Genomic DNA, 25,903 nt, shown 5'->3' with positions numbered 1-25,903 from the left:
AAAACAAAAACCCGCACAAGGCGGGTTTTGTTTTGAAGCCAATCACAGCAATCAGTCAGCCAGACGCCAGGTCGTGCCGCCTTTGCCGTCTTCCAGCACCACGCCCATGGCGGTGAGCTGGTCGCGGATGCGGTCGGATTCGGCCCAGTCCTTGCCGGCACGTGCCGCCAGACGTGCAGCGATCAGCGCGTCGACTTCAGCTGCATCGACACGCCCTTCGGCGCCGGCCTGCAGGAAGTCATCGGCTTCGAGCTGCAACACACCCAGCACGCTGGCCAGTTCTTTCAGGCGCGCCGCCAGACCGGCCGCTGCATCGAGATCGCTCTCGCGCAGACGGTTGATCTCACGCACCATCTCGAACAGCACCGCACAGGCTTCCGGCGTGCCGAAGTCGTCGTTCATCACCGTGGTGAAACGCTCGACGAAGGCTTCGCCGCCAGCCGGTGCCACGTTCGGCAGGCCTTTCAACGCGTGGTAGAAACGCTCCAGGGCGCCCTTGGCGTCCTTGAGGTTGTCTTCCGAGTAGTTAATCGCGCTGCGGTAGTGGCTCGACACCAGCAGGTAACGCACGACTTCCGGGTGGTACTTGTCGAGCACGTCGCGAATGGTGAAGAAGTTGTTCAAGGACTTGGACATCTTCTCGCCATTGATGCGGATCATGCCGCAATGCATCCACGCGTTGGCGTAGGTCTTGCCGGTGGCCGCTTCGCTCTGGGCGATTTCGTTTTCGTGGTGCGGGAACTCGAGGTCGCTGCCGCCGCCATGAATATCGAAGGTCTCACCGAGGCAGCAGGTGGACATCACCGAGCACTCGATGTGCCAGCCCGGACGCCCGGCGCCCCACGGCGATTCCCAGCTCGGCTCGCCCGGCTTGACGCCTTTCCACAGCACGAAGTCCAGCGGATCTTCCTTGGCTTCGTCGACCTCGATCCGCGCACCGATGCGCAGATCTTCGATCTTCTTGCGCGAGAGCTTGCCGTAGCCCATGAACTTGCCGACGCGGTAGTACACGTCGCCATTGCCCGGGGCGTAGGCGAAACCCTTGTCGATCAGGGTCTGGATCATCGCGTGCATGCCAGGGATGTGATCCGTGGCGCGCGGTTCCATGTCCGGCTTCTTGATGTTCAGACGCGCTTCGTCTTCGTGCATCGCGGCGATCATGCGTTCGGTCAACGCTTCGAACGACTCGCCGTTCTCGTTGGCCCGATTGATGATCTTGTCGTCGATGTCGGTGATGTTGCGCACGTAGGTCAGGTCATAACCGCTGAACCGCAACCAGCGGGTCACCAGGTCGAACGCGACCATGCTGCGGCCGTGGCCCAGGTGGCAGTAGTCGTACACGGTCATCCCGCAGACGTACATGCGCACCTTGTTGCCATCCAGCGGCTTGAAGACTTCTTTGCTCTTGGTGAGCGTGTTGTAGATCGAAAGCACGATGGTTCCTTAAGACTTGATCACTGGCCCCACGAATCACGCAGGGTCACGGTACGGTTGAATACCGGCTGGCCTGGTTTCGAGTCCTTGATATCCGCGACGAAGTAGCCTTCGCGCTCGAACTGGAAACGGTCTTCCGGCTGTGCATTGCCCAGCGAGGGTTCAGCACGACAACCGGTCAGCACTTGCAGTGAGTCAGGGTTGATGTTGTCCAGGAAACTCGCGCTGTCTTCGGCCTTCTCCGGGTTCGGAGAACGGAACAGGCGATCGTACAGACGCACTTCGCACTCGACGCTGGCAGCGGCCGGCACCCAGTGGATCACGCCTTTGACCTTGCGGCCTTCAGGGTTCTTGCCCAGGGTGTCCGGATCGTAGGAGCAACGCAGCTCGACGATGTTGCCGTCGGCGTCCTTGATCGCTTCGTCGGCACGGATCACGTAGCTGCCGCGCAGACGCACTTCGCCGTTCGGCTCCAGGCGCTTGTAGCCTTTTGGCGGCTCTTCCATGAAGTCATCGCGGTCGATGTAGATTTCACGGGCGAACGGCAGCTTGCGCACGCCGAGGTCTTCTTTCTGCGGATGACGCGGCAGTTCGAGGTTCTCGACCTGGTCTTCCGGGTAGTTGGTGATCACGACTTTCAACGGACGCAGCACGCACATGGCGCGCGGAGCGTTGGCGTCCAGGTCCTGACGGATGCTGAACTCGAGCATGCCGAAGTCGACTACACCGTCGGAACGGTTGGTGCCGATCATGTCGCAGAAGCTGCGGATCGACGCCGGGGTGTAGCCACGGCGGCGGAAACCCGACAGCGTCGACATGCGCGGATCGTCCCAGCCATTGACGTGCTTTTCATCGACCAGTTGCTTGAGCTTGCGCTTGCTGGTGATGGTGTAGTTGAGGTTCAGACGGCTGAACTCGTACTGACGCGGGTGCGCCGGCACTGGCAGTGCGTCGAGGAACCACTCGTACAGCGGACGATGGCTTTCGAACTCCAGGGTGCAGATCGAGTGGGTGATGCCTTCGATGGCGTCCGACTGACCGTGGGTGAAGTCATAGTTCGGGTAGATGCACCACTTGTCACCGGTCTGATGGTGATGGGCGTGGCGGATGCGGTACATGATCGGGTCGCGCAGGTTCATGTTCGGCGAGGCCATGTCGATCTTGGCGCGCAGCACGCGGGCACCGTCCGGGAACTCACCGGCGCGCATGCGGGCGAACCAGTCCAGGTTCTCTTCCACCGAACGGTCGCGGAACGGGCTGTTCTTGCCCGGCTCGGTCAGGCTGCCGCGGTATTCCTTGGCCTGCTCAGGCGTCAGGTCGTCGACGTAGGCCTTGCCGGCCTTGATCAGCTCGACGGCCCAGTCGTGCAACTGGTCGAAGTATTGCGAGGCGTAGCGCACTTCACCGGACCATTCGAAGCCCAGCCATTTGACGTCGCTTTCGATCGCGTCGATGTATTCCTGGTCTTCCTTGGCCGGGTTGGTGTCGTCGAAACGCAGGTGCGTGACGCCGCCGAACTCCTGGGCCAGGCCGAAGTTCACGCAGATCGACTTGGCGTGGCCGATGTGCAGGTAGCCGTTGGGCTCAGGCGGAAAACGGGTGACGATCTGGGTGTGCTTGCCCGAGTCCAGGTCTGCCTGGATGATCGGCCGCAGGAAATTGACCGGCACGGCAGGGCCGGACTTGGCATTCGAGGTAGGGTCGACAGTGGGCTTGCTCATAGGATCCTTGACTTACATGTGCGCGGCCGCAAAGGGGGCCAGACAAAACAAAGCCGCTATCATAGCCGATGCTGTCAAGGGCCTGACAGAGCACACTCTTATAAAGGCGCGCATTTAATCGCCGGCAATTGAAAAACTGCCTCGAAATTCGCGCCTGTCACGCTAAACTGCGCACCTTGGCCTAAGCAGGCTGAACCGGTTGCGGGGCGTGAGGCTCCAAAACCACGAATTCCTTATAAAGAGTACTGACCATGACTCAAGTCAAACTGACCACCAACCACGGTGACATCGTCATCGAACTGAACGCTGAAAAAGCCCCGATCACCGTGGCCAACTTCATCGAGTACGTCAAAGCCGGTCACTACGAAAACACCGTTTTCCACCGTGTCATCGGTAACTTCATGATCCAGGGCGGCGGTTTCGAGCCAGGCATGAAGGAAAAGAAAGACAAGCGTCCAAGCATCCAGAACGAAGCCGACAACGGTCTTTCCAACGACAAGTACACCATCGCCATGGCCCGCACCATGGAGCCGCATTCGGCTTCCGCGCAGTTCTTCATCAACGTGGCCGACAACAGCTTCCTGAACCATAGCGGCAAGAACGTTCAAGGCTGGGGCTACGCGGTATTCGGTAAAGTGACCGCCGGTACTGAAGTGGTCGACAGCATCAAGAAAGTCTCGACCGGCTCCAAGGCTGGCCACCAGGACGTACCTAGCGACGACGTGATCATCGAGAAAGCCGAGATCATCGAAGCGTGATATTGCTGATTTCAGACTTGCATCTGGAAGAGGAGCGCCCGGACATTACCCGGGCGTTTCTGGATTTGCTCGCCGGACGCGCCCGCTCGGCGAGTGCTCTGTACATCCTGGGCGACTTTTTCGAGGCGTGGATCGGCGACGATGCCATGACCCCTTTCCAGCGCTCCATCTGCCAGGCCCTGCGCGAATTGAGCGACAGCGGCACGGCCATATTTCTGATGCACGGCAATCGCGACTTTCTGCTCGGCAAGGCTTTCTGCAAGGAAGCCGGCTGCACGCTGTTGAAGGATCCGAGTGTCGTGCAGTTTTACGGCGAGCCAGTGCTGCTGATGCACGGCGACAGCCTCTGCACCCGCGACGAAGCCTATATGAAGCTGCGTCGTTACCTGCGTAATCCGGTCACCCTGTTCATCCTGCGGCACCTGCCGTTGAGCACCCGCCACAAACTGGCGCGCAAGCTGCGCAGTGAGAGCCGGGCGCAGACGCGGATGAAAGCCAATGACATCGTTGATGTCACGCCGGAGGAAATTCCGCGGATCATGCAGGAATACGGGGTGAAAACCCTGGTCCACGGGCACACCCACCGCCCGGCCATCCACAAGTTGCAGATCGGCGATCAGGCGGCGAAGCGGATTGTGCTGGGGGACTGGGATCGTCAGGGCTGGGCGTTGCAGGTGGATGAGAACGGGTTTGTGTTGGCGCCGTTTGATTTTGCACCGCCGCCTTCACTGCCCGCCCCTGCCACCGTCTGATGATCGTTCCCACGCTCTGCGTGGGAATGCCTCAATGGACGCTCCGCGTCCGCTTCGGCATGGGACGCGGAGCGTCCCGGTCTGCATTCCCACGCAGAGCGTGGGAACGATCTTGCAAACTTAATGGCCGCTGGCCGCCGGGCCTGCCTTGGCAGCAAACGGCGGCTTCGCCAGCCAAACAATCAAGATCAACCCCATGAACCCCCACCCCAACAGCGTGAAGTAATCCACGGTCGAAAGCATATACGCCTGACTGGTCAGCACATGATCAAGCTGCGCATACGCCGGATTACCCGCCCCGCCCAGGTTGTTCAGCGCTTCCCGGGTCGCCGGCTCATAGGTGCTGATGCTTTCACTCATGTAGGCATGATGCTGGTCCGCCCGGCGAATCCAGATCCAGGTGGTCAGCGACGCCGCAAAGCTACCGCCCAAGGTCCGAAGGAACGTCGCCAGACCGGCGCCGTCGGCGATCTGGCTCGGTGGCAGGTCCGACATCAGGATGCTCAGGGTCGGCATGAAGAACAGCGCCACACCGATGCCCATGAACAGTTGCACCAGCGCGATGTGCTGGAAGTCCACTTCGTTGGTGAACTCGGCGCGCATGAAGCAGCTCAGGCCGATCGCCAGGAACGCCAGTCCGGCCAGCAGGCGCAGGTCGAACTTGTGCGCGTACTTGCCGACAAACGGTGACAGCACCACCGGCAGAATGCCGATCGGCGCCACCGCCAGCCCGGCCCAGGTCGCGGTGTAGCCCATCTGGGTCTGCAGCCATTGCGGCAGGATCAGGTTGATGCCGAAGAACCCGGCGTAACCCAACACCAGCACCAGCGTGCCGATGCGGAAGTTGCGGTGGGCGAACAGGCGCAGATTGACCACCGGATGCTGGTCGGTCATTTCCCAGATCACGAACACCGCCAGGGCAATCACCGAAATCGCCGCGCCGATGATGATGAAGTTCGATTCGAACCAGTCCAGGTCATTGCCCTTGTCGAGGATGACCTGCAACGCGCCCACGCCGATGATCAGCGTGATCAACCCGACGTAGTCCATCGGCTGACGGCTGGTGACCACCGGACGTTTCGCCAGTTGCGAACGCACCACCATCACCGCGAACACACCGATCGGCACGTTGATGAAAAAGATCCACGGCCAGCTGTAACTGTCGGTGATCCAGCCGCCGAGAATCGGGCCGGCAATCGGCGCCACCACCGTGACCATCGCCAGTAATGCCAGGGCCATCCCTCGCCTGGCGGGTGGATACACCGCGATCAACAGCGTCTGGGTCATCGGGTACAGCGGCCCGGCCACCAGCCCTTGCAGGACCCGGAAGCCGATCAGCTCGGGCATCGAGGTAGAAATACCGCAGAGGAACGAGGCCAGCACGAACAGCATGGTGGCCCAGAGAAACAGCTTCACCTCGCCGAAACGCCGGCTCAACCAGCCGGTGAGCGGCAGCGCGATGGCGTTGCTCACGGCGAATGAGGTGATGACCCAGGTGCCCTGCTCCGAACTCACACCGAGGTTGCCGGAGATAGTCGGCAGCGCCACGTTGGCGATGGTGGTGTCGAGCACTTGCATGAAGGTCGCCAGCGACAGGCCGATGGTGCTGAGCAACAGGCTGGGCGGCGAAAAAGAGGCGTTATTGCTCATCGCGAATCCTATGAAACCGGGTTGGCACTGCGTACTTGCAGACGCAGCCGCCCTTGTGGGAGCGAGCTTGCTCGCGATGGCGGTCTGTCAGATAAATTAATGCTGAATGACACACCGCTTTCGCGAGCAAGCTCGCTCCCACAGGGGAAGGGATCAGCGTTGCGCGGTCTTGCTGACTGCAGCGCTGTTGTCGTGGATCAGTTGCGCGATCATCGCGTCGGCTTCGCCCAACTGGCGGTCGTAGACGCTGGTGCTGAACGAGGCCTGTTGCGGCGGTTGCTGCGCCAGCACCGGACCGCTCTGGTCGTGCAGATTGACCTCGACATTGGTCGACAGACCGACGCGCAGCGGATGCTTGGCCAGTTCTTCGGCGTTGATGTGAATCCGCACCGGTACACGCTGCACGATCTTGATCCAGTTACCGGTGGCGTTCTGCGCCGGCAACAGGGCGAACGCACTGCCGGTGCCCGCACCGAGGCTGTCGACGGTGCCGCTGAATTTCACGTCGCTGCCGTAGATATCGGATTCGATGTCCACCGGCTGGCCGATGCGCATGTCGCGCAGCTGGGTTTCCTTGAAGTTGGCGTCGATCCACAGCTGATCCAGCGGAATCACCGCCATCAGCGCGGTGCCCGGCTGCACGCGCTGGCCGAGTTGCACGGTGCGCTTGGCGACGTAACCGGTAACCGGCGCGATCAGCGTGCTGCGAGCGTTGGTCAGGTAAGCCTGACGCAGATCCGCAGCGGCCGACATCACGTCCGGGTGCGACGAAACCACGGTGTCATCGACCAGCGCGCTGGTGGTTTTCAGTTGTTGCTGGGCGTTGGCCAGGGCGTTTTGCGCCGAGGTCAGGTCATCGCGAGCGTGGGACAGTTCTTCCTGGGAAATCGCGCCGCCGGCGGCGAGGTTTTTCCGGCGGTTGTAGTTGTCCTGGGCTTTCTGCACGTTCGCCTGTTGCGCGTTGACCTGGGCCTTCATGCCATCGACGTTGCTGTACAAACCGCGAACCTGGCGCACGGTGCGCGCCAGTTTGGCCTGGGCACTTTGCAGGCCGACTTCGGCGTCGTTCGGGTCGAAGTTGACCAGTACCTGACCTTCGTGAACCAGATCGCCATCGTCGGCGCCGATGCTGACCACGGTGCCGGTGACCAGCGGGGTGATTTCCACGACGTTGCCGTTGACGTAGGCATCGTCGGTGCTTTCGTTCCAGCGACCGATGAATTCGTGATACGCCCAGACGCCGGCACCGGCGAGGGCAACCACGACGGCCAGCACCAGCAGCATCACTTTGCGTTTGCGCGGATTGCCGGTGTCGGGGGTGTTGTCTTGAGCTTGAGTGTTTTCGGCAGTGGCCATGACAAATACCTTGAATTAGTTGTGCGTGGTGGCTGGGCTGGCGTTGCTGGCAGTCAGGGTCTGCCCCTGGAAGCCGCCACCCAGCGCTTGCATCAGTTGAATCGACAGGTCGATCTGCTCGGCATTCAGGGTTGCCAGCTGACGCTGGGCCTGCAGCAATTGCTGCTCGATGCTGAGCACGTCCAGGTAGTTGCCGATTCCGGAACCGTAACGCTGGACCACGGTGTTGTAAGAATCCTGGGCAATCTCGGTCGCGTGCTGCTGGGCGCCGATCTGCCGGCCGATGTCACGCAACTGGTTGATGGTGTCGCCGACATCACCCAGGGCTTTCACCAGGCTTTTGTTGTACTGCGCCACGGCCAGGTCGTAATCGGCATCGCGAGCGTCGAGGTTGGCGCGCAAGCGTCCGCCATCGAAGATCGGCAGCGAAAGGGTCGGGGCGATGTTGAAGAAGCGGCTGGCGGACCCGAACATCGCATCACCCAATAACGATTCGGCACCGGCGGAGGCCGACAGGTTCAAGTTCGGATAGAACCGGGTCTTGGCCGAGTCGATGTCCTTGCTCGCCGCCTCGACGCGCCAGCGCGCGGCGACCAGATCCGGGCGACGACCCAGCAATTCCGCCGGCAGTACCGAGGGCACAGCGACGGCACTGGCCTGCAGGACTTTCGGCCGGGCGATTTCGTTGCCGCGATCCGGGCCTTTGCCAAGCAATACCGCCAGAGCGATTTTCGCGCTGTTCAGGCGCTTTTCGGCGTCGATCAGGCTGGCTTCGGAGCTGGCTTCCAGGCTTTGGGTCTGCTGGAACTGGTACTGGCTGTCGATTCCCGAGCTCAAACGACGCTGGCTCAAGTCGAGCATCTGCTTGGTGCGCTTCAAATCTTCGTTGGCCAGGTCATAAACGATATGCGCCTGACCCAGATCGCTGTAAGCCCGGGCCACGTCGGCGGCGAGTGTCAGCTGCGCCGCCTGACGGTCGACTTCAGCCGCGCGGGCTTGGCCGAGTGCGGCTTCCCAGGCGTCACGCTGGCCGCCCCAGAGGTCGAAGTTGTAATTGAAGCCGGCGCTGATGTTGCGCACGGTGGCGTAGGCATCGCCCTGCCCTCGCGGGTCCTGATCCTTGGCCAGGCGCGAACGGGTAATGCCGGCGCTGGCGTCGAGGGTCGGATAACGTTCGGCATCGGCGGCATACGCAGCGGCGCTGGCCTGATGGGCGCGGGCGTCGGCGATCTGCATGTCCGGGCTGTCGTGCAGGGCTTCGCGGATCAGGCCGTCGAGCTGCGGATCGCCGAGGCTGGTCCACCAGTCGCTCTTTGGCCACGCGGCCGGCGACAGCGTCACGCCATTGAGGGACTGGCCGACCTTGAGGTCTTTCGCATCAAGGTTTTTGCCATGGGTATCGAGGCCACTGTAGTTGGCGCAACCGGTGAGAATCATCGCCGACAGCACCAGTGTCAGGCTGCTGCGCAAGGTTTTACCGCTCATTGTGTTCACCTAACCGCTGGATGGTGATGGGGTCACCGGCCGCCAGCAAAATTTTCTTGAGGATGTATTCCAGGGTTTTCAACTCGTCCGGAGTAATGCCGCCGGCCAACTCGTTCATAGCGTCGGCACCGATGTGCGGCAGACGATCGGCCAGCGCCTGACCTTGCCCGGTGAGCTTCAACTGCACCTGACGGCGATCGCCTTCGCTGCGCTGGCGCACCAGGAAGTCTTTCTGCTCCAGACGGTCGAGCATGCGGGTCATCGAACCGCTGTCCAGCGACAGGTGCCGGCACAACTCGGCCGGGGTGTCGACGCCGTACTGGGCCATGATGATCAACACCTTGAACTGCGCGGCGGTGATGCCGTGGGGTTCCATGTGGGTGTCGATGATCCTGTCCTTGAGCAAGGCTGCACGGCCGAGCAACAGGCCGAGATGGCAATGCTTGAATTCGTCCGGGGTGAAATGCTTCATGTGCGCACCTAATAACTGCCTAGGCAGTGAATGTATGTCGAGATGTTACTGCCTAGGCAGCGAATGTCAACGTAATAGTTAGGTTGCTTTGTAATTAGTTGACCAGCGGACTGGGTTTTTCTGCCGGGCAGCGACTCGGCATGAAGCCGCTCAGGATTTGTCGGAGGGATGATTCATCGAGGGCGGCTGAAGGGGATGGACTTCCCGCCCACGCAAAGCCGTTGCCGCATAACCACAGGCGCGTTTGGCTACCGCATAAATGCTGTGCCAGCCCGGCGGCGTCGGCTCGATGGCAGCATGCAGCGCCCACACGTAATCAAGCAGCAACCCCGGCGTCCAGGCCATGGCCTCGGCGCGTTTGCGCACCTGGGCCGCGACCCAGAATTCGGGGCTGGTGATGACCCGGGCAAAATCCAGCATGCTCGAATGGCCGCGATTCATGGCACCTTCCAGTGCCGCTTCCAGGCTGTGCGCAACGGCACTCGAGCAATTGCGGCTGGTGAGGTTGTAGGTGGTGTTCTGCCGATAGTCCGCCCAGAACGCCTGCAGCCGTGCGGCGTCGTAATGCACGAAACTGACCTGAACCGACGACGGGCACCAGTCGTCAACTTCGCTCGCATAGTCCTGCAGAAACCTGCCGGGAACATCGTTGTTCGGCGTGGCCCGCAGCAACCGCACAAAATCCCCTGCCGAACGATCGATATCGTCCAGCGGATAATGACTGATGTAGAGGTCCCGCCCACATTCCAGTGCCGCGTGGCCGGCGGAGATAACGCCGTTGATATCGACCGCCGCGATATATCGGTTGAGCAACCGATTGCGCACCAGGGTGTCATCAACCGTACCACTGGGTGTCCAGACATGGATCACCAACGCGCCACCGTTTGCCGGTGCGTACACCGGGGAAGGTGCCACCGGCGAATGCCCGTTCCTGAACCGCAAGGCCTGCTGCAACAGGGCGCAGCCCGAGAGAAAGATACTCATGCCGATGCAGAACGGCACCGTCCCCTTGTAAAGCGTCGGGTACGGTTCGAGGATGAACAGCGCAAAACCGATCTCGAACAACCCCGCCAGCAGTGACATTTGCCAACCGACGAAGCGCACGACTACTGCAGCCGCCAGTCGAAAACCGCCGTCGAGCAGAAAAGCCGCACCGAACAGCACCGCGAGAATCAGGCCGGCAGCATGTTGCCGGTCGACAATCAGCAGCCCCAACAGCAGAAAAGCCAGCCCCCGCGCCTTGCGCAAAGCCGCCGCCGTGCCGGTTTGCGGGGCCGGCACCAGCAAGATGATCAAGGCTTCGAGCAACAACAGATAGCCGAACACATGCAGCGGGAAATACAGGACACCGTCCAGCGCATCGATGAAGATCGCCACCCCGGCCGCGCCCCAGACAACACCGGTCAACGCCAGTGCTGACCAGCGCCGGCGGACAAAATCCTTGCCGAGCAAAACCATACTCAAACGAACCATGGGCGCCCCCGGGACGTTTCGGGCAGTCGCAATCTGCAGCCTTGAAGCTGAGGTCAGTCTAATACATCAAAAAAAAGCCGGATCGTGGGAACACGATCCGGCTCTGTGAGAGCGAGGCCTAGAAGTCCCGCTTGTAGAAGATGTCCAGCGAACTGGCCACGCCGCTGGCGGCTTCGAGGTAGACCTTTTTGCTCAACTTGTAGCGCAAGGCAATGGTGTTGGCCGGCTCGAACACGCCGACGCCGTAACGCAGGCTGAGCTTCTCCGAGATATTGCCGCTGGCCACCACGCTGGTGGTATTGCCGCTGCCCTGGGTGTCGAGCTGGAAATCCTGGATGCCCAGATCCTTGGCCAGGTTGCTGGTCACCCCGGAGCTGCCCATCAGCCCCAGACCCAGCGCCGCTTGCGCGAGCATGTTGTTGTCTTCGCCGTTGCTGCTCAGCGGACGCCCCAGCACCAGATAGGACAAGGCCTGCTCCTGGCTCATCGCCGGCTCGGAGAAGATCTGCGTGGTCGGTTGCTCGGCGCTGCCGCTCAGGCGGATGCCGGCGATCACGTCGTCGGTCTGGCGAATCGCTTCGATATCCAGATACGGCTGATCGATCGGCCCGGCAAACAACAGACGCGCACGGCGCACCGTCAGGCGCTGGCCGTAGGCACGGTAGCGACCATCGTTGAGCCAGAGTTCGCCACGGGTGTCCATGTTGTCGCCGATGTGCACGTGACCTTGCAGGTTGGCAGTCAGGCCGAACCCGGCGAAGCTCAGTTTGTCCTCGCCGACCACCACGTCGATGTCCATCTTCATGGCCATCGGTGGTTTGCCATCTTCGGTCTGCGCACCGACGATGATCGTGTCATCGGAGACTTTCACCGTCGATGGCGGCAGTTCGCGCACGGTGATTTCGCCTCGGGGCACCAGCACTTTGCCGGCAATCGCCAGCTCGTCGCCGGCCATGGAAATCTTCAGGTCCGGCGCCACTTCAAGCTTGGCGTAGGGTTCGACGGTGACCGGCAGTTGCGTGCCCTTTAGCGCCAGATCCACCATCAGCGCCTGACCCCAGGCAACGTTGCCGCTGATGCTGCCCTGCCCGGTCTTGCCGCTTTTCCAGCCGCCGTCCAGGCGCACCGATTCGCCGGCGATCACCGCTTGCAGTCGCAGATCCTGCAACTGCAACGGCAGTTCCGGGCCGGACACTTCACCGTCACTGAGTTGCACGGTGCCGTTGACCAGCGGCGCGAGCAGCCCACCGGAAATCGTGCCGCTGCCGTTCAGGCGTCCGGTGAGTTTCTCGACCATCGGCACGAACGGCCGCGCCACCGACAGATCCAGCCCGCTGAGACGGAACGAGCCATTCAGCGGCTTGTTCTTCGGCAGCGGATTGAGCTGTGCCTGCACCATCAGCTCACCAAGTTTGCCACCGACGAAATTGAGGTCAGTGTCGATGCGTTTCGGCGTGAGTTTGCTGGTCAGCTTGAGGGTCTGGTACGGGAAGTCCAGCCACTGGTCCTTTTCCTTCATGCGCAAGGTGCCGCCGCTGGCATTGACGCTGATCTGACCGTTCGGGCCGCTGGCCGGCAGGTCCAGTTGCAGGTCGGCATTGAGCTTGCCCTGCCAGGCGAAATCCTTGGGCAGCCATTGCGCCAGGCTTTCGATCGGGAATCGCTTGAGGTGGTAGCGCAGCTTCGGCTCCGGCATCAACCGCTGGTCTTCGCCGCACAGGCTGGCATTGCCGGACATCCAGCAATGGGCGCCGAAGTTGATCTTGCCGTCAGCCAGACGCTCGAGTTTCGCCGGGTTTTGCAGCTTCCAGTCCTGACCGCCGGCCTGAATGTCACCGCTGGCCAGACGCCCGCGCCAGTTGCCTTTGTCCAGATTGCCGTCCAGGCCCAGCGCGAGTTTCAGCTTCGGACCGAGCAGGTCGAGGTTGAGTTTCTGGCTTTTGATGTCGCCCTGCGCGCTGACGGTCAGCACACCCAGGTTCGTGTCGCCCGCCTGGATGCCGCTGCCCTTCAGATCGATTTTCGCCCGCTGGGCGCTGTCGAGGGTGGCATCGAGGTTGAGGCTCTGCAGGCGATTGTCCTGGAACACCAGTTGCGAGCCCTGAAGGTCGAGCTTGCCTTGCGGGGCTTTCAGCGTACCGGCGACATCGACCCGACCGTTGACCTGTCCGCGCAACTGCGGCCAGAGCTGGGCCAGACGCGGAAGCTTGATATCGATCTGCCCGGCGAGCTTCTGTTGCAGGCTGCCCTTGCCGTTGATGCTGTTGTCGCCGAGGCGGATTTGCAGGGCATTCAGATTCCACTGTTCGCCGGCGCCGTCAGCCTTGGCTTGCAGCACCGCCGGTTGCCCGCGCAGTTTGCCTTTTAGATCGAGGTCGGCGTTGAGGCTCAGGCGCTCGTTTTTCATTTCGCCCGTGCTTTTCAGCGGCCCGGCCAGTGTGCCCGGCAGCTCCGCCATCCAGTACGCCGGGTTGAGCGCGGACAATTCCAGCGCCGTGTCCCAGGCAATGCCGTCGGCGAACTGCACGTTCACATGCCCTTCGGCCTTGCCCTGCCCCGCTTCGAGTTTGAATTGCGGCAGGAAGATCTGCTTGAGGTTGCCACTGAACGGGCTGCTCAGGCTGAACGCCCCCGCCGGGCCATCCAGTGCGGCGGCGAAATTGCCGAGGTATTGGCCGTCGGTGTAGGAGACTTCTCCGGTGAACGTGCGCAAGGCGACTTGCGGCTCGTCGATCTCGGAATAGAGCCGATGCCACGGGAAATCCTGCCAGTTGATGTTGGCCTGGGCGCTGAGGCCTTTGCTCCAGTCGACATTGCCGGTGAGCTTGAGGCTTTGTTTGTCGTTGGCGGTCAGGTCGAGGCCGGCAATCTGTGCGCCCTTGGCGTCAACCTTGCCCTTGAGCAGCAGCGCCACCGGGCCTTTATCGGCTGGCAACGTCGCATTGCCGAGCAATTGGTAGCCGTTTTTCAGGTCACCTTCGCCGGTCAATACCAGTTGATTGAGTAGCAGGGTGTCCGGCAGATCGGCGCTCGGCTTGAACGCCTCCGAAGTGATGCGCACCTTGGCCGGCAGGTTTTCCGCCAGCGGTTGCAGTTCGCCGCTCAACTGGCCGTCGAGGTAGCCACGGCTGTCGGCGTGCAGATTGAGAGTCTTGAGCAGATCGCCGTCGACTTTGAGTGCCAGCGCCCATGGGCCGGTGCCTGGAGACGGTAAGGTCAGATCACCGGCAATGCTCAACGGCCAGTTGCCGGTCGGTTGCAACAGGCCGGAAAGGTTCAGGCTCAGGTCGTCGCGCTGCAGTTTCACGCTGTCGATCTGCATGCCCTTGGCGGTCCAGTGTGCCGCCAGTTGCAGGCCTTTAAGCTGCTCGCTGCCGTTGAACAACAGGCTGCCGACTTGCACGTCACCCAGTTCGATGGCCACCGGCAATTGCAGGTCCGGCAGTTTGATCGGGCCGCTGTCGGTGGTTTCTTCGCCGGGCGGGAATTGCAGAATGACCTGATCGGCCTTGAGCTGCTCGATACACAGCGTCATGCGTGTCAGGCACAGCGGCGACCATTCGAAGATCGGTTTATTGAGTTCGACGCGACTGCCGTCCTGCTGCCAGAGCAAATGATCGGCGCTCCACTGTCCACCGAGGCGACCCTGGAAATTATCGACACTCAAACCCGGAACCAGCCCCAGCACCCAACGGCTGCCAGCCTGGGTGCCGAGCACAGCGGCAATGCTCAATACAATCAACAGCACCAGCGACAACAACGCCAGCGCCGAAATTTTCAAACCACGCTTCACAGCTCAGGCCCCATGGAAAAGTGCAGCCGGATGCCGCCATCGTCGTCCAGCGCATGGGCCAGGTCGAGGCGGATCGGCCCCACCGGCGAGACCCAGCGCACACCGATACCGACCCCGGTCTTGAGGTTCGGCAGTTCGAGTTTGTTGAAGGAGTTGCCCTGGTCGACGAAGGTCGCGACCCGCCATTTTTCGGCGATCGAGTATTGGTACTCGACGCTGCCGGCCACCATGTAGCGCCCGCCGATGCGGTCGCCTTTGGAGTTTTCCGGGGACAGACTCTGATAGTCGTAACCGCGCACACTCTGGTCGCCACCGGCGAAGAACCGCAGCGATGGCGGCACCGAACTGTAACCGTTAGTGGCACTCCCACCGACCTGGACACGTCCGAGGAATCGGTGGTTGTCGAACACCGTGGTCAGGCCTTTGATCAGCGCCGTGCCGTACAGCAAGTTGTTGTCCGAGCCGAGGCCTTCTTTCGCCACCTTGCTTTCGAAGGTCAGGCGATAACCGTTGTGCGGGTCGATGCGATTGTCACTTTTCAGGTACGAGTAACTGATGCCGGGCATCAGCAAGGTACTCAGGCCCGAATCGTCACCGAGCTGGTATTCCTCACGCTGCCATTTCAGCGAGATCACCCGCTGCCAGCCGCTGGGCAACTTGCTGTGCCATTCCGGGCCGAAGGTCAGCAGCTTGCTCAGGGTGTCGGAACCGTCGATGTCTTCGTACTGATAACCGCCGGCCCAGCGCAGTTTGTCGGTCAGCGGCGGATCCAGCGGAATGTCGTAGAACAGGCCGACGTTCTGCCGTGGCGCCGAGAGTTCGGCCTCCCAGCCGTAGCTGTCGCCCTGCGGATTGACCCAGTGACGGGTCCAGTTGGCCTTGATCCGCGGGCCGACGTCGGTGGAGTAACCGAGACCGAGGCCCATGGTGCGCGGCTTGCGGGTGTCGAGTTTGACGTCCACCGGGATCACGTCGTTTTTTGCGGCGGTCGGCGCGGCGTCGACCCGCACGCCTTCGAAGTAGCCGCTCGATTGCAGATCGCGATTGAGTTCGGCGATCAGCTCGGAGTCGTAAGGCTCGCCCGGTTTGAACGGCACCATTCGCTGGAGCAGGTCTTCGTCGAACGGGGTGTCGCCTTCGAAACTGACTTTGCCCAGCGCATAACGTGGACCGCTCTCATAAATCAATTCGACATCGGCCACCCCGGCGCGGGGATCGACCATCAGTTTCTGGCTGGTGAAATGACCACTGAAGAAACCGAAGCGTGAGGCCTGATTCTGGATCAGGCGCTTGGCGTCTTCGTAGCGGCCATGGTTAAGCACCGCGCCGGGCTTGAGCACGTCGCTTTTCGGTACACGAAAGGATTTGAGGGCGGCAGCGGGTCCGTCGACCCGCACGGTGACATTGCGCAGGCGAATCGGCTCACCGGGATCGATCTTCAGCACCAGGCGCGGCTTTTCACCGCCCTTCACTTCGCTGTCGATCTGCGGCTGGTAGTAACCCAAGGCCTGGGCGGCCTTGCGCGCCTGCTCTTCGGCACCGCGACTGAAGCGCTGCAAGGCTTCTTCGTCACGATCGCCGAGGCTGCCGATATAGCCTTCTATATTGGCCTTGAGTTCATCGTTGGACGGTTTGACCCGCACATCCAATTCACTTTGCGCCAGCGCCGCGCAGCTGGTTAACAGCATGAGCACGCCACTGGTAAATCTTCCTGGAAACTTCATAGGGGCGGATGCTATCACGTGCTTGGGAGCGTGATAGAACCAGACTTTTCTGAAAAAGTTCGATGGTTATGCCGTTGCAGTTTGTAACACCTGCGGATTGGCGTGGAAAAACACATGCTCACGTACCGGGCCGACGGCGACTTCGCCGATCTCCTCATACCCCTGACGTTTGTAAAATTCCAGGTAACGCGGGTTGCCGGTGTCGAGGATCACGCCCTGGGAGCTTTCGTCCACCGCGCACCAGTTGTGCACCGCTTGCAACAACTGTTCGCCGAAGTGTTTGCCCTGAAATTGTGGATGCACGCCCAGCAGCGGCAGCATGTGCACCGAATCGGTCGGCACACAGGCTTCAACGGCGGCGTGATATTCCAGATAACGCCGGGTGCAGCGGAAACCGGTACTCAACACCATGCGCAAACGCCAGGCCCAGCTCTCGGTAACGCCCAGACGGCGTTGCGGCGGCGCGATCAGGGCAATACCGATCAACCGATCATTGACCAGCAGGCCGATGGCCGGCAAATCCTGCAGGAAATGCTGTTTGACCAGTTCCCGCACCGTGGCACGCACCCGTTGCTCGTAACCCGGACGCTCGGCCTCGAAAAGGTAAGCGAAGGTCGGCTCGTGACGATAAGCCTGATACAGCAGGGATCGCGCTTCACGGGAATAGCCGCGGTCGAGCATGTGGATGTCGGCAATGGCGGTCGAGGTTTCAGGCATGACGGTGATTCTCCCTGGACGGGACTCAACAGGCCCCGTTCTTGTTATACGAGCCTTGGGCTGAAGGGATCGTTCCCACACCCGAAAGACATTAGCAGCGCATATGGACTACCGCCACGCTGGCCCAGATCCTACATGTCAGCTAGCATCGCCCTTTTGCCAGGACTGCCGACCATGAAGATCGTTTCCTTCAACATCAACGGACTGCGGGCCCGCCCGCATCAGCTGGCGGCGCTGATCGAAAAGCATCAGCCGGACGTCATCGGCCTGCAGGAAACCAAGGTCCACGACGACCAGTTCCCGCTGGAAGAAGTGCGGGCCCTGGGTTATCACGTGTATTTCCACGGCCAGAAAGGCCATTACGGCGTCGCCCTGCTCTCGCGCAAAGAACCAATTGCCGTGCACAAAGGCTTCGCCACCGATGAAGAAGACGCTCAGCGACGCTTTATCTGGGGCACTTTCGCCGACGCCAACGGCGTGCCGGTGACGATCATGAACGGCTATTTCCCACAGGGCGAAAGCCGCGACCATCCGACCAAGTTCCCGGCCAAACAGCGCTTCTACAGCGATCTGCAAACGCTGCTGGAAAGCCAGTTCAACAATGAACAGCCGCTGGTGGTGATGGGCGACGTGAACATTTCTCCGGAAGACTGCGACATCGGCATCGGCCCGGAGAACATGAAGCGTTGGCTGAAAACCGGCAAATGCAGCTTCCTGCCGGAAGAGCGCGAGTGGATGGCCCGCCTGAAAAACTGGGGCCTGACCGACAGCTTCCGTCACCTGAACCCGGACGTGGCCGACGTCTTCAGCTGGTTCGACTACCGCAGCCGTGGCTTTGAAGACGAGCCGAAACGTGGTCTGCGGATCGACGTGATCCTGGCTTCCCATGGCTTGCTGCCACGGGTGAAAGCCGCCGGTGTCGACTATGAACTGCGCGGAATGGAAAAGCCTTCGGATCATGCGCCGATCTGGCTGGAATTGAGCTGATAGCAAAATCGCCGCACATCGCTGTGGGAGTTCGCTCCCACAGCCTGAACACTGTCATCTTTCAGAAACTTCCCTGACTTAATCTCCCCGGCAATCCCCTTGGCTGCATTCGGTGCCGGCATGACCCTGCGCGTTCTGTTTGTCTTTCTCCTGAGTGCCTGGCTGCAGGTTTCGGCCGCTGCATTGCCCATTTCCGAGAACGGCCCGGTCCTGCGCATCCAGGGTTCCAACACCATTGGCGCAGCCCTAGGCCCGGCGCTGGTTGAAGGCCTGCTCGAAGAGCAGGGACTTTTGAAAGTCCACAGCGAAACGCCGGACACCGCTAACGAACAACGGGTCGTCGGTCTCACGGCTCAAGGTAAACGGGTCGTGGTGGAAATCGCCGCCCATGGTTCCAGCACCGGTTTCTCCGCGCTCAAAAACAACAGCGCCGATCTCGCTGCGTCTTCGCGCCCGATCAAGGACAGCGAACTCGCCAGCCTTGTTTCGCTTGGCGATCTGAAAAGCCCCGGCGCCGAGCAGGTCATCGCCATTGATGGCCTGGCGATCATCCTTCACCCCGACAATCCGCTGAATCAACTGAACACCGAGCAACTGGCGCGGATCTTCAGCGGCGAGGCCAAGACGTGGGAAGAACTCGGCGGCAAGAGTGGGACAATTCATCTGTATGCGCGGGATGATCAGTCCGGCACCTACGACACGTTCAAGGAACTTGTCCTCAGCCGTCGTGGGAAAACTCTGAACAGTTCGGCGAAACGTTTCGAGTCGAGCGAGCAATTGTCCGATGCCGTGAGCGCCGATCCGCAGGGCATCGGTTTTATCGGCCTGCCCTATGTGCGCCAGGCCAAGGCCGTGGCCATCGTCGACGGGCAGTCCCAGGCCATGCTGCCACTGGCCAGCCTGATCGCCACCGAAGACTATCCGCTGTCCCGCCGGCTGTTCTTCTATCTGCCGCCTGACAATCAAAATCCGTGGGCCGCCGCCCTGGTGGATTTTGCGCAAAGCCGCCAGGGCCAGGCGATTGTCGCGGCCAACGGCTTTATCGCCCAGACCGTGCACGCCATCTCGGTCACGCCGAATGCGCTGATGCCCGAGGGTTATCAATCCCTCAGCCGGCACGCCCAGCGTCTGACCGTGAATTTCCGCTTCGAAGAAGGCAGCGCCAGCCTCGACAACAAGGCCCGCCAGGATCTGGCCCGGGTGTTCGACTATATAAAGCACCACGACAAGACCGACCGCGCGGTAACACTGGTGGGATTCGGCGATGCCAAGGATGATCCGGCGCGGGCGGATCTGCTGTCGAAGCTGCGGGCGATGGCGGTACGGCGGGAGCTGGTGAAGAACGGCGTGGTGCTGCGCGAGGTGCGCGGGTTTGGTGCGCTGATGCCGGTGGCGACCAACAGCGGGGATGAAGGCAGGATCAAGAATCGGCGGGTTGAGGTTTGGGTTTATTGAAGTAATCAATCAACTGCGAACACATGTCTCTAAAAGTCACTTACTTGACCTTTAAAGCCAGTCTCACTGTCACTTCTGACAGGTGATTTCTTTCAAGAAATGCAGCGAAATGCTCCTACCCCATTCCCTTGGGGCAGCACTCAGAGGAACACTCGCATGAATACTTCAACTGCCCCCCGCAAACCTGGAGATCTGGACGAAAGCTTCGGCCTCTTCGGCTCCATCGTCGGCCCCGCAGATGGAATAGTGAAATCTATCGTGGCGGCTGCAGACGATAAACTGACCCTAGCAGTTCAGATCTCGAACCAGAATGCCTTTGAAATTCACCGATTGCTAAGCGAGGGGAGGAAGGACCCGGATTTCGGCAACGACGGTGTCGTCACAGCGCAGTTCGGAAATGACGGGACCTCCATGGCCAGCCGATTGATTCAGCGAGATGAAAAAATCTGGCTGATTGGCGATCTGACTTCAGGCGATGGAGGAGTGCCGGCAATTACCCGTCGCAACGCAGATGGAAGCCCTGACCTGATTTTCGGCACTAAGTTGCTTTCTGCTCCTGCCACTTCATCAAACAGATTTCCGTCGGACGGTTGCCTGCAGGCGGATGGAAAACTGCTTGTTCTGAGCGCACGGATCCAAGATTCAGGTACCACTATCAAAGGGGTGCTGACTCGCTTGCTGAGCAACGGCGAGAATGATTCTGAATTTGGGGTTGACGGCCAGACCGAAGTCACCTTTGGAGATCAGCAAAGCTCAATGGTCAACGTTATCGTTCAGCCTGATGGCAAGATTGTGGTAGGCGGTAACTACAGCGGCGGCGACGGCAATCAAATAGCGTTGATGCAATTTGATCCAAATGGAACGCTCGATAAAACCTTCGGCGACAACGGCCGTATTTTATACGGGCACAACCATAGTTTGGCGCATTTGAGCCAACAGGCGGATGGAAAACTGCTCTGCGCTGGCACCGGAGACTCAGCGGCGCTATTGATGAGATTCACTGCCAACGGCCGGGTTGACACCACCTTCAATGGTGGTCGTGAAGTATTGGCCAATTTGGGGGAGCCACAGGGCGGAGTATGGAGAGCGCTGGTCATCCAGGCCGACGGGAAAATTGTTGCGGCAGGCTGGAACGCCAGCCTCTATCAGAAAATGTTCTGCGGCAGATTAAATCCAGACGGCACTTGGGATCCCTCTTTCGCTAACGAAGGATGGGGTGAAATCCGTGATATTCCAGGAACCCCCTACTCCGCAACAATTCAAAGCCAAAGCAGAATCATCGTCGCCGGCAGCCGTATTCAAGGCTATTTTTCGGTAGTGGCCGGTATTCAGAACTGACTTAATCGCCCATTCGACGGTAATGCGCCAGCAATCAATGATTACTGGCGCGCCCTGCCTTCAGCGCTCGCTACGCAGCATTTCCTTCGGCACATACTTGCCGATCTCGAACTTGCCGATCGCCGCACGGTGCACTTCGTCCGGGCCGTCGGCCAGGCGCAGGGTGCGTTGCATGGCGTACATGTAGGCCAGCGGAAAATCGTTCGATACCCCTGCCCCGCCATGGATCTGGATCGCCCGGTCGATCACCCGCAACGCGACGTTCGGTGCGACGACCTTGATCTGCGCGATTTCGCTCTTGGCGACCTTGTTGCCCACGGTGTCCATCATGTACGCCGCTTTCAGCGTCAGCAGGCGAGCCATGTCGATTTCCATCCGCGAGTCGGCGATCTTGTCGACGTTACCGCCCAGACGCGCCAGCGGTTTGCCGAACGCGGTGCGGCTCACCGAACGTTTGCACATCAGTTCCAGCGCACGTTCGGCCATGCCGATCGAACGCATGCAGTGGTGAATCCGGCCTGGGCCAAGGCGACCTTGAGCGATTTCGAAGCCGCGTCCTTCACCGAGCAGGACGTTTTCGTACGGCACCCGCACGTTGTCGAACAGCACTTCGGCGTGACCGTGGGGTGCGTCGTCGTAACCGAACACCGGCAGCGGACGGACGATCTTCACGCCGGGGGTGTCGACCGGCACCAAAATCATCGAGTGCTGGGCGTGGCGCGGGGCGTCGGGGTTGCTCAGGCCCATGAAGATCAGGATCTTGCAGCGCGGATCACAGGCGCCGGAGGTCCACCATTTCTTGCCGTTGATCACCCACTCGTCACCATCGCGCACGGCACGGGCGGCCATATTGGTGGCGTCGGAGGACGCGACGTCCGGCTCGGTCATGGCGAACGCGGAGCGGATCTCGCCGCGCAGCAGCGGTTCGAGCCAGCGTTGTTTCTGTTCTTCGTTGGCGTAACGCACCAGCACTTCCATGTTGCCGGTGTCCGGTGCCGAACAGTTGAACGGTTCGGGACCGAGCAGCGAACGGCCCATGATTTCCGCCAGTGGCGCGTATTCGAGGTTGGTCAGGCCGGCGCCCAGTTCCGACTCAGGCAGAAACAAATTCCACAGCCCTTCGGCCTTGGCCTTGGCCTTGAGCTCTTCCATGATTGCGGTCGGCTGCCAGCGGTCGCCCTCGGCAACCTGCCGTTCGAACACAGCTTCGGCCGGGTAAACGTAAGTGTCCATGAACGCGGTCACGCGCTCACGCAGTTCCTGAACCTTGGGCGAATAAGCGAAATCCATGAGCGATTACCTTCTGTGGCAGAGGTTGTTTAGGTCATGCAATCGATGCTAGAACAGCGCTGATAATTTACCTAGCCTATTCTCGGCGTGTATAAACATTCATCACCGATATATGATTGGTTGATTTTCCTGGCCGCCCTGACCCGCGCCATCCACCTATAAAAAGAGAGCCGCGTAATGAATCTGAGCAAGGTCGACCTCAACCTTTTCATCGTCTTCGACGCGATCTACACCGAAGCCAACCTGACCCGTGCCGGGCAGATTGTCGGCATTACCCAGCCGGCGGTGTCCAACGCATTGGCGCGGTTGCGCGAGACCTTCAACGACCCGCTCTTCGTACGCACGGCCCAGGGCATGGTGCCGACGCCCATGGCGCAGAACATCATCGGCCCGGTGCGCAACGCGCTGTCGCTGCTGCGGGTTTCGGTTCAGGAAAGTCGCATTTTCAACCCTTCGCAAGCGGTCAAGACCTACCGCATCAGCATGACCGACCTGACCGAAGCAGTGATTCTGCCGCCACTGTTCCAGCGTCTGCGTCGCCTGGCGCCGACGGTGATCATCGAAAGCTTCCTGTCCAAACGCCGGGAAACCACCAAGGAACTGGCCGCCGGGCGCCTCGACTTTGCGGTGGATGCACCGCTCAACACCGACCCGCAGGTGCGCCACGTCAAGCTGATGGAAGACCGTTACGTCTGCGCGATGCGCAAGGGCCATCCGCTGGCGACCAAGGAAAAATTCACCCTCGACGATTACCTGTCGCTGACCCACATTCATATTTCCAGCCGCCGCAGTGGCTTGGGCCATGTCGATCTGGCGCTGGGCAAAATGGGCATTCAGCGCAAGATCGCCCTGCGCTCGCAGCACTATCTGATGGCGTCCCAGGTGTTGCAGCAGACCGACATGGTGATGACCGTGCCGGAGCGTTTCGCCCGGCGCCATGACCTGCACGCCTTCAATCTGCCGGTCAACGATGTGCCGCCGGTGGAAACCCATTTGTACTGGCACGAAAGCACCGATCAGGACCCGGCCAACCGCTGGATGCGCGAGCAGATGATCGAGCTGTGCCAGCAAGTGACGGCGCACGAGAAGAAGCTCGACAAGCTGCAGGCGCCCGCCACTTGACGTAAACGTCAACCTGCCATTAGCTTAGCGCCAAGACCTTATTTCGAGCGCTTTCATGAGCAGCCAGACCTACAGCATTTCCGACCTCGCCCGCGAGCTGGACATCACCACCCGGGCGATCCGCTTCTATGAAGAACAAGGCCTGCTCAGCCCCGAGCGCCGAGGCCAGGAACGCATCTATTCGCCGCGCGACAAGGTCAGCCTGAAGCTGATCCTGCGGGGCAAGCGCATCGGTTTTTCGCTGGCCGAGTGCCGCGAGCTGATCGAGCTTTATGACCCTTCCAGCGGTAACACCAAACAACTCAACAGCATGCTGGCGAAAATCAGCGAGCGTCGCGAACAGCTTGAACAGCAACTGCTGGACATCGAACAGATGAAGCTCGAACTCGACACCGCCGAAGAACGCTGCGTGCAGGCGCTGGAGCAGACGCTCAAGAGTCAGCAAGTCGCGCAGTAGCCTCCCGACAATTACAACAGGTCAACGCCATGTCCCTCCCCTCCCAAGTACGCCTGATCGAAGTCGGCCCCCGTGACGGCCTGCAGAACGAAGCCCAGCCCATCAGCGTTGCCGACAAGGTGCAACTGGTCGACGCGCTGAGCGCCGCCGGCCTCGGCTATATAGAAGTCGGCAGTTTCGTTTCGCCCAAGTGGGTGCCGCAGATGGCCGGCTCCGCCGACGTGTTTGCGCAGATCCAGCGCAAACCCGGCGTGACCTACGGCGCGCTGGCGCCGAACCTGCGCGGCTTTGAAGACGCGCTGGCCGCCGGGGTCAAGGAAGTCGCGGTGTTTGCGGCTGCATCCGAAGCGTTTTCGCAACGCAACATCAATTGCTCGATCAGCGAAAGCCTGGCGCGGTTCGCGCCGATCATGGAATCCGCGAAACAGCACGGCGTTACCGTGCGCGGTTACGTGTCCTGCGTGTTGGGTTGCCCTTATGAAGGCGAGGTCGCCCCGGAGCAAGTGGCCATGGTCGCCCGCGAGCTGTACGCGATGGGCTGCTATGAAGTGTCGCTGGGCGACACCATCGGCACCGGCACCGCTGGCGCGACCCGCCGGCTGTTCGAAGTGGTCTCGAAACAGGTGCCGCGAGAAAAACTCGCCGGCCACTTCCACGACACCTACGGCCAGGCCATGGCCAACATCTACGCCAGTCTGCTGGAAGGCATCGCGGTGTTCGACAGCTCGATCGCCGGCCTCGGCGGTTGCCCGTACGCCAAGGGCGCCAGCGGTAACGTCGCCACCGAAGACGTGGTGTACCTCCTCAACGGCCTGGGCATCGAGACCGGTATCGACCTCGACGCCTTGATTGCCGCCGGCCAGCAGATCAGTGCCGTGCTGGGTCGCCCAACTGGATCGCGCGTGGCCAAGGCCCGTAGCGCACAGTGAGGGCGAAGGTGTTACCGCTGTGTCCGAAACGTGGGCATAGACGAGTAACACGGAAACAAATTGTCTGGTTTTGTCTGAAGGAAAAATCCTTAAAAAATCTCAAACCATTGATTTACAAGAGGTTTTAAAAGTTGGCACGGCTTCTGCTATCTCTATGGCATAACAAGAATAAAAAGCAGCAAACCAATAAAAATAAGACGTACCGACTCTGACATAACAAAAACAACACGGCAGAGACGCAGCTAACAGATTTTTTTGGAGAAGGTGTGCTTTTCAGGGTATTCCTCGGAATGACCCGCAACCGGGCAGAGAACAATAAAACTACCTTCAGGTAGCTCCCGAATCGGTTGGATCGCCTAGCGAGAAAGCAGATCAGCGCTCAAAAAAATACGTTTGCTCTTGACCCCGGATGGGGGTCGCCAAAAACAGCGGTAAAGGGCCACGGTTGCCAAAAACAACAACAGACCGACCCTCAATAATAAAAAAGAGCACGCGACGACAAAATTAAAGGGGAGCTTCGGCTCCCCTTTGTGCTGTCTGGCGTTCTGAAATTGTCCGCGACGGATCTCCTCCCCCCATCTCGATTTTCCTATAAGCGCTCACTCTGCATGGTTTCACGCGCCTCGACTTCCAGCCACTCACATGCTGGCAACCCCATCTAAATCACTAAGGATTCACGGCTTTCGCTGTGTGTAAACACGACGGCGCACGGGCGTTTAAAATACACGAACCGTTACGCCATAAGGGCTACAACACCTTGCGTCGTTGCCTACGCGTACGCCAGAATCCGCCGGCTTACGCGGCTATGGGGTGGGCTATATCGTTTCCCTGTCACTGAAAAACAGTGATCGGGTTTGGTAGCCCGTCTGTAATAGCTGTATGGCAACACCGTATGCAGGTCCTTTTGGGGGCTCTGTTTTATGGTGGTCATGCGTGGGGCTCATTCGTGAGCGCCGGGTTCCTATTGCAGCCGGTCTACCAACCCGCGTA

At 60.4% G+C, this 25,903-nt stretch carries 19 protein-coding genes; 8 read left to right on the top strand and 11 right to left on the bottom strand.

Features of this window, described 5'->3' with window-relative positions:
• Positions 1 to 51: 51 nt before the first annotated feature.
• Together cysS and M5B44_RS26045 are read right to left on the bottom strand one after the other, a co-directional pair.
• Positions 52 to 1,434 (bottom strand): cysteine--tRNA ligase, encoded by a 1,383-nt coding sequence (cysS, locus tag M5B44_RS26050; protein WP_085712418.1) that lies wholly within the window; start codon positions 1,432 to 1,434, stop codon positions 52 to 54.
• Between the two features lie 20 nt (positions 1,435 to 1,454).
• Positions 1,455 to 3,155, bottom strand: a complete 1,701-nt coding sequence (locus M5B44_RS26045) for a glutamine--tRNA ligase/YqeY domain fusion protein (protein WP_248740999.1) — start codon at positions 3,153 to 3,155, stop codon at positions 1,455 to 1,457.
• 251 nt (positions 3,156 to 3,406) lie between these two features.
• On the opposite strand from M5B44_RS26045, the gene M5B44_RS26040 reads away from it, so the two are divergent.
• Positions 3,407 to 3,913, top strand: a complete 507-nt coding sequence (locus tag M5B44_RS26040; RefSeq protein ID WP_085712420.1) for a peptidylprolyl isomerase — start codon at positions 3,407 to 3,409, stop codon at positions 3,911 to 3,913.
• A complete protein-coding gene (lpxH, locus tag M5B44_RS26035) occupies positions 3,910 to 4,665 on the top strand; it encodes a UDP-2,3-diacylglucosamine diphosphatase (protein ID WP_248740998.1) in 756 nt (251 codons plus the stop codon). The genes M5B44_RS26040 and lpxH overlap by 4 nt, the downstream gene beginning before the upstream one ends.
• Positions 4,666 to 4,785: 120 nt before the next feature.
• On the opposite strand, the gene M5B44_RS26030 is transcribed toward lpxH, so the two are convergent.
• The 8 genes from M5B44_RS26030 to M5B44_RS25995 form a co-directional block, all read right to left on the bottom strand.
• Positions 4,786 to 6,315, bottom strand: a complete 1,530-nt coding sequence (locus M5B44_RS26030) for a DHA2 family efflux MFS transporter permease subunit (RefSeq protein ID WP_096822287.1) — start codon at positions 6,313 to 6,315, stop codon at positions 4,786 to 4,788.
• Positions 6,316 to 6,468: 153 nt separating this feature from the next.
• Positions 6,469 to 7,671, bottom strand: a complete 1,203-nt coding sequence (locus tag M5B44_RS26025) for an efflux RND transporter periplasmic adaptor subunit (protein ID WP_085712423.1) — start codon at positions 7,669 to 7,671, stop codon at positions 6,469 to 6,471.
• Between the two features lie 15 nt (positions 7,672 to 7,686).
• Positions 7,687 to 9,156 (bottom strand): efflux transporter outer membrane subunit, encoded by a 1,470-nt coding sequence (locus M5B44_RS26020; RefSeq protein WP_248740997.1) that lies wholly within the window; start codon positions 9,154 to 9,156, stop codon positions 7,687 to 7,689.
• Positions 9,146 to 9,628: a MarR family winged helix-turn-helix transcriptional regulator gene (locus tag M5B44_RS26015; protein ID WP_085712425.1), complete on the bottom strand. Its 483-nt coding sequence runs from the start codon at positions 9,626 to 9,628 to the stop codon at positions 9,146 to 9,148. Before M5B44_RS26015 ends, M5B44_RS26020 begins: the two co-directional genes overlap by 11 nt.
• Before the next feature lie 150 nt (positions 9,629 to 9,778).
• Positions 9,779 to 11,101: a hypothetical protein gene (locus M5B44_RS26010; RefSeq protein ID WP_248740996.1), complete on the bottom strand. Its 1,323-nt coding sequence runs from the start codon at positions 11,099 to 11,101 to the stop codon at positions 9,779 to 9,781.
• 118 nt (positions 11,102 to 11,219) lie between these two features.
• Positions 11,220 to 14,894 carry a translocation/assembly module TamB domain-containing protein gene (locus M5B44_RS26005; protein WP_248740995.1) on the bottom strand — a complete coding sequence of 1,225 codons (3,675 nt, stop codon included), beginning with the start codon at positions 14,892 to 14,894 and terminating at the stop codon, positions 11,220 to 11,222.
• On the bottom strand, positions 14,891 to 16,618 hold the full coding sequence (locus tag M5B44_RS26000; RefSeq protein WP_248740994.1) for an autotransporter assembly complex protein TamA: 1,728 nt from the start codon (positions 16,616 to 16,618) through the stop codon (positions 14,891 to 14,893). The genes M5B44_RS26005 and M5B44_RS26000 overlap by 4 nt, the downstream gene beginning before the upstream one ends.
• Before the next feature lie 66 nt (positions 16,619 to 16,684).
• Complete coding sequence (locus tag M5B44_RS25995; protein ID WP_085712429.1) at positions 16,685 to 17,335, bottom strand: GNAT family N-acetyltransferase; 651 nt, start codon at positions 17,333 to 17,335, stop codon at positions 16,685 to 16,687.
• Positions 17,336 to 17,509: 174 nt separating this feature from the next.
• Between M5B44_RS25995 and xthA the strand changes: the two genes are divergently transcribed.
• The 3 genes from xthA to M5B44_RS25980 all read left to right on the top strand — a co-directional run bounded on the left by xthA (position 17,510) and on the right by M5B44_RS25980 (position 21,115).
• Positions 17,510 to 18,322, top strand: a complete 813-nt coding sequence (xthA, locus tag M5B44_RS25990) for an exodeoxyribonuclease III (protein ID WP_248740993.1) — start codon at positions 17,510 to 17,512, stop codon at positions 18,320 to 18,322.
• Positions 18,323 to 18,442: 120 nt separating this feature from the next.
• On the top strand, positions 18,443 to 19,777 hold the full coding sequence (locus tag M5B44_RS25985) for a substrate-binding domain-containing protein (RefSeq protein WP_248741030.1): 1,335 nt from the start codon (positions 18,443 to 18,445) through the stop codon (positions 19,775 to 19,777).
• Positions 19,778 to 19,933: 156 nt separating this feature from the next.
• On the top strand, positions 19,934 to 21,115 hold the full coding sequence (locus M5B44_RS25980; protein WP_248740992.1) for a delta-60 repeat domain-containing protein: 1,182 nt from the start codon (positions 19,934 to 19,936) through the stop codon (positions 21,113 to 21,115).
• Positions 21,116 to 21,175: 60 nt separating this feature from the next.
• Here the strand turns inward: M5B44_RS25980 and M5B44_RS25975 are convergent, their stop codons facing one another.
• Positions 21,176 to 22,405, bottom strand: a complete 1,230-nt coding sequence (locus M5B44_RS25975; protein WP_041075051.1) for an acyl-CoA dehydrogenase — start codon at positions 22,403 to 22,405, stop codon at positions 21,176 to 21,178.
• A gap of 177 nt (positions 22,406 to 22,582) precedes the next feature.
• Here M5B44_RS25975 and M5B44_RS25970 point away from each other — a divergent pair, with 177 nt between their 5' ends.
• Genes M5B44_RS25970 through M5B44_RS25960 form a run of 3 tightly spaced genes read left to right on the top strand, consistent with a single transcriptional unit; the run spans position 22,583 to position 24,913 of the window.
• Entirely contained in the window at positions 22,583 to 23,527 is a 945-nt protein-coding gene (locus M5B44_RS25970) for a LysR family transcriptional regulator (protein WP_011334997.1), read from the top strand.
• A 55-nt stretch (positions 23,528 to 23,582) separates the two neighbouring features.
• Positions 23,583 to 23,984 carry a MerR family transcriptional regulator gene (locus tag M5B44_RS25965; protein WP_007951507.1) on the top strand — a complete coding sequence of 134 codons (402 nt, stop codon included), beginning with the start codon at positions 23,583 to 23,585 and terminating at the stop codon, positions 23,982 to 23,984.
• Between the two features lie 29 nt (positions 23,985 to 24,013).
• Entirely contained in the window at positions 24,014 to 24,913 is a 900-nt protein-coding gene (locus M5B44_RS25960) for a hydroxymethylglutaryl-CoA lyase (protein ID WP_007951509.1), read from the top strand.
• Positions 24,914 to 25,903 lie beyond the last annotated feature (990 nt).

It is taken from the genome of Pseudomonas sp. MWU12-2029 (assembly GCF_023242425.1).
GTDB classification, from domain to species: Bacteria; Pseudomonadota; Gammaproteobacteria; order Pseudomonadales; family Pseudomonadaceae; genus Aquipseudomonas; species Aquipseudomonas kribbensis.
Note: the sequence above shows the minus strand (reverse complement) of the source record. Positions and strands in the feature narration are given on the sequence as shown.